Origin of the sequence: Neisseria sp. N95_16 (assembly GCF_002551535.2) — a bacterium.
In the GTDB taxonomy this organism is placed as follows: Bacteria; Pseudomonadota; Gammaproteobacteria; order Burkholderiales; family Neisseriaceae; genus Neisseria; species Neisseria brasiliensis.
Map to the genome: position 1 here is coordinate 1 of NZ_PDBT02000092.1, position 7411 is coordinate 7411.

Below are 7411 nucleotides of genomic sequence, written 5' to 3' on the forward strand. Positions count from 1 at the left end.
CTACTCGCTATGAGAAATTAGCTCGTAATTTTAAATCGATGCTTTACTTGGCTTGCTCTATTATTCATGCTAAGTTAAATTGAGGACACGCCCTAGTAATTAAATAATTTTCCAAAGATAAAGATTCAGTTGGAAAGACAAAAGGCAATGTTGGTTTAGGAAGCTCAAACAAATATTTTGCTTGCGCTCAAGCCAAGGGAATATACGGTTGTATACGTTTTGACCGACAGATAATAAATGAATGCCACACAAACCGTTTACTTTTTATTGTCAAGCATGTTGGTTGCCGCCTTGCCCGGCCCTGCCATGATGTTGGTAATACAGGGGGCGATTCATTCGGGATGGAGAAAAGGGGCAAGTATTACGGCAGGGATATTGTTGGCAGATGCTTTACTTTTAGTAGCGGTGTGTTTAGGAGTAGGCGGTATTATTGCTTCTTCTGAATCCATGCTTACTGTAATGAACGTGTTTTCTTCCTGTTATCTGATTTACTTAGCATATGGTTCATTTCGGGCGATCAGTAGTCTTCGTTCGGGTTTGCCGGTGTCGGTAAAAAATGTTGACTGGAAAGCGGGTTTTTGGATTACCATCATCAATCCCAAAACCATTATTTTTCTGATTGCGTATTTGCCCCGTTTTATTGATCACCATTCCGATGCGTCGGAGAATATACAGCTTTTCATGCTTTCATTTTGGTTTGTGATTGCGGTAGCGGTTGTGATGTCGGTTTATGCTTTAGCGGCACATGGTGCTCGGCGGTTTCTAGAAAAAATAATAGTGCGCCAAACAATGGAAGCCGTGTTTGGTATGGTATTGCTTTTTATCGGTTTGCATGGTTTATGGGAAATGGTTTCCACTCGATAACTTCACAAACGGTATCCCACCATGAACATAAAAGACGCTTTGCTGATTGCCGCTGTGGTCGGTATTTGGGGCATTAATTTTTTCTTTATGAAAACCGCTTTGGCCGATGTGCCGCCCATGATATTGGGCTTGTTGCGGTTTTTATTGGTGATTTTTCCGGCGGTATTGTTTATCAGGCCGCCGAAAGTGGCTTGGTACTGGCTCGCGCTTTACGGCCTGACCATCAGTTTCGGCCAGTTCGGGCTGATGTTTACCGCGCTGGAACTGGGTATGCCCACAGGCTTGGGAGCCTTATTGATTCAATTGCAAGTGTTTCTTACCGTATTGGTGGCTGGTGTGATGATGAGAGAGCCACTATTACGTCATCACTTGTTGGGTATGATTGCTGCTGCGGTGGGTCTGATGCTAATCGGCATCGGCCAATATCAAGGCAATATGCCGTTGGTGGCTTTGCTGGCAGTGGTCGGCGCGGCGGCTTCTTGGGCGGTCGGCAACATTGTGGTGAAATACATCGGACAGGTGAACCCGCTCTCATTGGTGGTGTGGGGCAGTTGGTCGGCCTTGGTGGCATTTACCGCTGTTTCTTTGATGATGTATGGCGCCGATGGTCTGGTTTCTTACACGCTGTCTCTCAGCGGTTGGGGCATTGCCAGCATTTTGTTTTTGGCCTATGTGTCGAGTTTGGTCGGCTACACCGCGTGGGGCGATTTGCTCTCGCGCCATCCGGCAGGCAAGATTACTCCGTTTGCGCTGTGTGTGCCGGTGATTGCGTTGTTGGTCGGCTATATCTTCTTAGGCGAACGTTTGGGCGCATGGCATTGGGCAGGTATAGTGGTCGTAATGGCCGGTTTGCTGATTCATGTGTTCGGCGGCAAATGGTTAGGCCGTCTGAAAAAATAAAAAGCATAACAAAATGCCTCATTTAACTGTTGAATACGGCGGCGTAGAAATGCCGCAAGAAGCCTTGCCAGAATTACACCAAACCTTATTAAACAGCGGCCTGTTTGAAGAATACGATTTGAAAATCCGCCTGTGCCGCTATGAGCAAGCCGATTATTTGGTCGGCGGCAGCAAACAAGCCTTTGCCCATTTGACCTTGCGTTTGCTGGAAGGGCGTAGCGAAAGCGCCCAAGCCGAATTGAGCCGCGCCTTGGCCGAAACCGTGCAAAAATTAACCGCACAAGCGCCGAGCATACAGATTAGCGTGGATTTGTGCGACATGGTTCGCGCCACCTACACCAAAACCCACCGTTAATCAAACAGGCCGTCTGAAACCAACTTAAAGCGCAATCATCATGAGCAAAGATTGGAATCCGCAACACTATCAGCGTTTTGAAAAAGAACGCAACCGCCCGCCGGCTGAATTGTTGGCGCGGATTGCACACATTCAAGCGCAACGGATCGCCGATTTGGGCTGCGGTTCGGGCAGCAGCACCGCCTTGTTGCGCCAAGCATGGCCGCAAGCCGAGATTACCGGCGTGGACAGTTCACCCGCCATGCTTGCTGTGGCACAGGAAAAATTGCCCGATTGCCGTTTTGTATTGCAGGATTTTCACGATTGGCAGCCGGAAACGCCGCAAGATATTGTGTTTGCCAATGCGTCACTGCAATGGTCGGACACACCGCAAACGCTGTTGCCGCACCTGATTCGCCAGTTGAAACAAGGCGGTGTGTTGGCGGCGCAAATGCCGGATAATTTGGATGAGCCGTCGCATTTTCTCATGCGCGACACCGCTGCGTTGCCCCAATGGAAAGATTTAACCCAAGCCGCCGACAGCCGTCCACCGGTGTGGGACGTATCCCGCTATTATGATTTGCTGGTGGCGCAAGGTTGCGAAGTGGATGTGTGGCGCACGGTGTATTACCACGTTTTGCCCGATACCGTCGCCATCGCCGATATGTTTGCCAGCACCGCATTGCGCCCTTATCTGGCCTGTTTGGACGAAGCACAGCAGGGCGAATTTATGCAGGCATACATCGAGCAATTAAACCAACATTATCCGCGCCGACATGATGGCAATGTGTTGTTGGCGTTGCCGCGAATGTTATCGTGGCGCACAAAGGGCAGGCCGTCTGAAACGGCTGCCGCTCTTATTAAAATTAAAACGATTTTTCAGACGGCCTTGAGATAAACAACAGGCCGTCTGAAACCCCAAGCAGTCAAACAGAAGAAAAACATAAATCACTGGAGATATCACCATGTCTAACCAAATCTATAAAAAACCGTTACCTGATACCAATCTGGAATACTTCGACGCACGCCAAGCGTGTGAAGACATCCGCCCCGGCTCATACGACAAGCTGCCGTACACCAGCCGCATTTTGGCGGAAAACTTGGTCAACCGCGCCGATAAGGTGGATTTGGCCACGCTGCAATCGTGGCTGGGTCAATTGATTGACAACAAACAGGAAATCGATTTCCCATGGTATCCGGCGCGCGTGGTGTGTCACGATATTTTGGGTCAAACCGCATTGGTGGATTTGGCAGGCTTGCGCGATGCGATTGCCGAAAAAGGCGGCGATCCGGCCAAAGTGAATCCAGTGGTGCAAACCCAGTTGATCGTCGATCACTCGCTAGCCGTGGAATGCGGCGGCTATGATCCGGATGCCTTCCGCAAAAACCGCGAAATCGAAGATCGCCGCAACGAAGACCGTTTCCACTTCATCAACTGGACCAAAACCGCGTTTGAAAATGTAGACGTGATTCCGGCGGGTAACGGCATCATGCACCAAATCAACTTGGAAAAAATGTCGCCGGTAGTTCAAGTGAAAAACGGCGTGGCTTTCCCGGATACCTGCGTCGGCACCGACTCACACACGCCGCACGTTGATGCATTGGGCGTAATTTCCGTGGGTGTAGGTGGTTTGGAAGCCGAAACCGTGATGCTCGGTCGCGCGTCGATGATGCGTCTGCCGGATATTGTCGGCGTGGAACTTACCGGCAAACGCCAGCCGGGCATTACCGCCACCGACATCGTATTGGCCTTGACCGAATTCTTGCGTAAAGAGCGCGTGGTAGGTGCGTTTGTTGAATTCTTCGGCGAAGGTGCCGACAGCCTGTCGATTGGCGACCGTGCCACCATTTCCAACATGACCCCTGAATTCGGCGCGACTGCCGCCATGTTTGCCATCGACCAGCAAACCATTGATTACCTGAAACTGACCGGCCGCGACGAAGCACAGGTGAAATTAGTGGAAACCTACGCCAAAACCGCCGGTTTGTGGGCAGATGCGCTGAAAATCGCCGAATATCCACGCGTGTTGAAGTTTGATTTGTCCACCGTGACCCGCAATATGGCCGGCCCGTCAAACCCACATGCGCGTTTCTCAACCACCGATTTGGCCGCCAAAGGCATTGCCGCCCCTTACGAAGAACCGACCGACGGCAAAATGCCGGACGGCGCAGTGATTATCGCGGCGATTACCTCGTGTACCAATACGTCAAATCCACGCAACGTGGTGGCCGCTGCCTTGCTGGCGCGCAACGCCAACCGCTTGGGCTTGAAACGTAAACCGTGGGTGAAAACCTCATTCGCACCCGGCTCAAAAGTGGCAGAAGTGTACCTGAAAGAAGCCGGATTGCTGCCGGAAATGGAAGCCTTGGGCTTCGGCGTGGTCGGTTTTGCCTGCACCACTTGTAACGGTATGTCCGGCGCGCTCGATCCGAAAATCCAGCAGGAAATCATCGACCGTGATTTGTACGCTACTGCCGTATTGTCGGGCAACCGCAACTTTGACGGCCGTATCCACCCGTATGCTAAACAAGCTTTCTTGGCTTCGCCGCCGCTGGTGGTGGCCTACGCGATTGCCGGTTCGATTCGTTTCGACATTGAAAACGACGTATTGGGCGTGGTAGATGGCAAAGAAATCCGCCTGAAAGACTTGTGGCCGAGCGATGAGGAAATCGATGCCGTGGTGGCCGAATTTGTGAAGCCGCAGCAATTCCGCGATATTTACATTCCGATGTTTGACACCGGTGCTGCTGAGCGCGCACCTAGCCCGTTGTACGACTGGCGTCCGATGTCGACCTATATCCGCCGTCCGCCGTATTGGGAAGGCGCATTGGCAGGCGAGCGCACGCTGAAAGGCATGCGTCCGCTGGCGATTTTGCCTGACAACATCACCACCGACCACTTATCACCGTCAAATGCGATTCTGCCGAGCAGTGCAGCCGGTGAATACTTGGCGAAAATGGGTTTGCCGGAAGAAGATTTCAACTCTTACGCCACCCACCGCGGCGACCACCTGACCGCCCAACGCGCCACTTTTGCCAACCCTAAACTCTTCAATGAGATGGTGAAAAACGAAGACGGCACCACTAAGCAAGGCTCACTCGCCCGCGTGGAACCGGAAGGCCAAGTGATGCGTATGTGGGAAGCGATTGAAACCTATATGAACCGCAAACAGCCGCTGATTATCGTTGCCGGTGCCGACTACGGCCAAGGCTCGAGCCGCGACTGGGCAGCTAAGGGTGTGCGTTTGGCCGGTGTGGAAGCGATTGTGGCCGAAGGCTTCGAGCGTATCCACCGCACCAACCTGATCGGCATGGGCGTGTTGCCGCTGCAATTCAAAGAAGGCACCAACCGCCACACGCTGGCCTTGGACGGCACTGAAACCTACGATGTCATCGGCACACGCGAACCGCGTTGCGATTTGACCTTGGTGATTCACCGTCAAAACGGCGAAACGGTCGAAGTACCGGTAACCTGCCGCTTGGATACCGCTGAAGAAGTGTTGATTTACGAAGCCGGCGGCGTGCTGCAACGCTTCGCGCAAGACTTCTTGGAAGGGAACGCCGCCTAAGCGTTTCAGACGGCCTTGTGTATGCGCAAGGCCGTCTAAACTTATGGAATAGCGAGTAGGGTGGGTGTAAACCCACATTAACCAGACAACAAATATTGTGAAAAAAATCAGACGGCCTTAGTATTAAACAGGCCGTCTGAAACCCAAACAAGAACAATAAGGAGAATCCAAATGCCGCAAATTAAAATCCCGGCCGTGTACTACCGTGGCGGCACATCCAAAGGCGTATTTTTCAAACGCACCGATTTACCCGAAGCCGCACAACAAGCAGGCGAAGCGCGCGATAAAATCCTGTTGCGCGTGTTGGGCAGCCCCGACCCTTACGGCAAACAAATCGACGGTTTGGGCAATGCCAGCTCGTCCACCAGCAAAGCCGTAATTTTGGATAAATCCGAACGCGCCGACCACGATGTCGATTATTTGTTTGGTCAAGTATCGATTGACAAACCGTTTGTCGATTGGAGTGGCAACTGCGGCAACCTTACCGCTGCCGTGGGCGCATTCGCCATTTCACAAGGCTTGGTTGATTCGACCAAAATCCCTTCAGACGGCATTTGCACCGTCAACATCTGGCAGAAAAACATCGGCAAAACCATCATTGCCCATGTACCGATGCAAAACGGCGAAGTGTTGGAAACTGGCGATTTTGAGCTTGACGGCGTGACATTCCCTGCTGCCGAAGTGCAAATCGAATTTCTCGACCCTGCCGACGGCGAAGGCAGCATGTTCCCGACCGGCAATGTGGTGGACGATTTAGAAGTGCCGAATATCGGTACCTTCAAAGCCACCATGATTAACGCCGGCATTCCGACCATTTTCCTGAACGCCGCCGATTTGGGCTACACCGGCACCGAGTTGCAGGACGACATCAACAACGATCCGGCCGCTTTGGAAAAACTGGAAACCATCCGCGCATACGGCGCAGTAAAGATGGGCTTGATTCAAGACGTGGCCGAAGCTGCCACCCGCGCGCACACGCCGAAAGTGGCCTTTGTCGCGCCACCGACCGATTACACCGCGTCCAGCGGTAAAGCCATCCAAGCAGGCGACATCGATTTGCTGGTGCGCGCCATGAGCATGGGCAAACTGCACCACGCCATGATGGGCACAGCTTCCGTTGCCATCGCCACCGCAGCCGCCGTCGAAGGCAGCTTGGTGAACTTGGCCGCAGGCGGCGGTAAACGCGATGCCGTGCGTTTCGGCCACCCGTCCGGCACCTTGCGTGTGGGCGCATCAGCCGAACTGGTTGACGGCCAATGGACCGCCACCAAAGCCGTCATGAGCCGCAGTGCCCGCGTGATTATGGAAGGCTGGGTGCGTGTGCCGGATGATACGTTTTAAAATAGCTTGAAATCGCTTTGATGATAGGCCGTCTGAAATGGGAAGTTTCAGACGGCTTTTTTCTAGCTGTTTCCCGTCTGTTTGGCTGTATCAGCGGCTTGAGTTGGTTTCTTTAAATGGTGTATTTAGTCATCAGTAGGCCCTTACATTCGCCTAACAAGTGCAATTTCCAATAACAGAAAAGGCCAGTATGCGGTGGTATACTGCCTTTCCTGACAAGAAAGATTGCAATATGGCCTACACACAACTGACCTCACACCAAAGATACTACATTTCCAGACATTACCGCAACCTACCCCTAAACCAAATCGCACAGAACATCGGTTGTCATCCCGCCACCGTCAGTCGGGAAATCAGACGGCATTCCGTCAACGGAACCTACTGTTACCGAAAAGCACAACAG

7 protein-coding genes and 1 pseudogene are annotated in these 7411 nt (G+C 52.3%); all 8 read left to right on the plus strand.

Going from position 1 to position 7411, the window contains the following annotated elements; translation table 11 throughout:
* Nucleotides 1-83: pseudogene (locus CRG49_RS11540) on the plus strand (IS5/IS1182 family transposase); the annotation flags it as partial.
* A gap of 154 nt (nt 84-237) precedes the next feature.
* Nucleotides 238-864: a LysE family translocator gene (locus tag CRG49_RS11545; RefSeq protein ID WP_095501843.1), complete on the plus strand. Its 627-nt coding sequence runs from the start codon at nt 238-240 to the stop codon at nt 862-864.
* Between the two features lie 21 nt (nt 865-885).
* A complete protein-coding gene (locus tag CRG49_RS11550) occupies nt 886-1764 on the plus strand; it encodes an EamA family transporter (RefSeq protein WP_095501842.1) in 879 nt (292 codons plus the stop codon).
* A 13-nt stretch (nt 1765-1777) separates the two neighbouring features.
* Nucleotides 1778-2119 (plus strand): 5-carboxymethyl-2-hydroxymuconate Delta-isomerase, encoded by a 342-nt coding sequence (locus tag CRG49_RS11555; RefSeq protein ID WP_095501841.1) that lies wholly within the window; start codon nt 1778-1780, stop codon nt 2117-2119.
* A 40-nt stretch (nt 2120-2159) separates the two neighbouring features.
* Nucleotides 2160-2996 carry a trans-aconitate 2-methyltransferase gene (gene tam / locus CRG49_RS11560; RefSeq protein WP_095501840.1) on the plus strand — a complete coding sequence of 279 codons (837 nt, stop codon included), beginning with the start codon at nt 2160-2162 and terminating at the stop codon, nt 2994-2996.
* 67 nt (nt 2997-3063) lie between these two features.
* Nucleotides 3064-5667 (plus strand): Fe/S-dependent 2-methylisocitrate dehydratase AcnD, encoded by a 2604-nt coding sequence (gene acnD / locus CRG49_RS11565; protein ID WP_095501839.1) that lies wholly within the window; start codon nt 3064-3066, stop codon nt 5665-5667.
* A gap of 171 nt (nt 5668-5838) precedes the next feature.
* Nucleotides 5839-7008: a 2-methylaconitate cis-trans isomerase PrpF gene (prpF, locus tag CRG49_RS11570; RefSeq protein ID WP_095501838.1), complete on the plus strand. Its 1170-nt coding sequence runs from the start codon at nt 5839-5841 to the stop codon at nt 7006-7008.
* Nucleotides 7009-7240: 232 nt separating this feature from the next.
* A partial coding sequence (locus CRG49_RS14040) for a helix-turn-helix domain-containing protein (protein ID WP_157807888.1) occupies nt 7241-7411 on the plus strand: 171 nt, incomplete at its 3' end.

Excerpts from the sequence above, each read along its gene's own strand:
- CRG49_RS11545 (WP_095501843.1), top strand. The coding sequence starts at position 238 with ATGAATGCCACACAAACCGTTTACTTTTTATTGTCAAGCATGTTGGTT.
- CRG49_RS11550 (WP_095501842.1), top strand. The coding sequence starts at position 886 with ATGAACATAAAAGACGCTTTGCTGATTGCCGCTGTGGTCGGTATTTGG.
- CRG49_RS11555 (WP_095501841.1), top strand. The coding sequence starts at position 1,778 with ATGCCTCATTTAACTGTTGAATACGGCGGCGTAGAAATGCCGCAAGAA.
- tam (WP_095501840.1), top strand. The coding sequence starts at position 2,160 with ATGAGCAAAGATTGGAATCCGCAACACTATCAGCGTTTTGAAAAAGAA.
- acnD (WP_095501839.1), top strand. The coding sequence starts at position 3,064 with ATGTCTAACCAAATCTATAAAAAACCGTTACCTGATACCAATCTGGAA.
- prpF (WP_095501838.1), top strand. The coding sequence starts at position 5,839 with ATGCCGCAAATTAAAATCCCGGCCGTGTACTACCGTGGCGGCACATCC.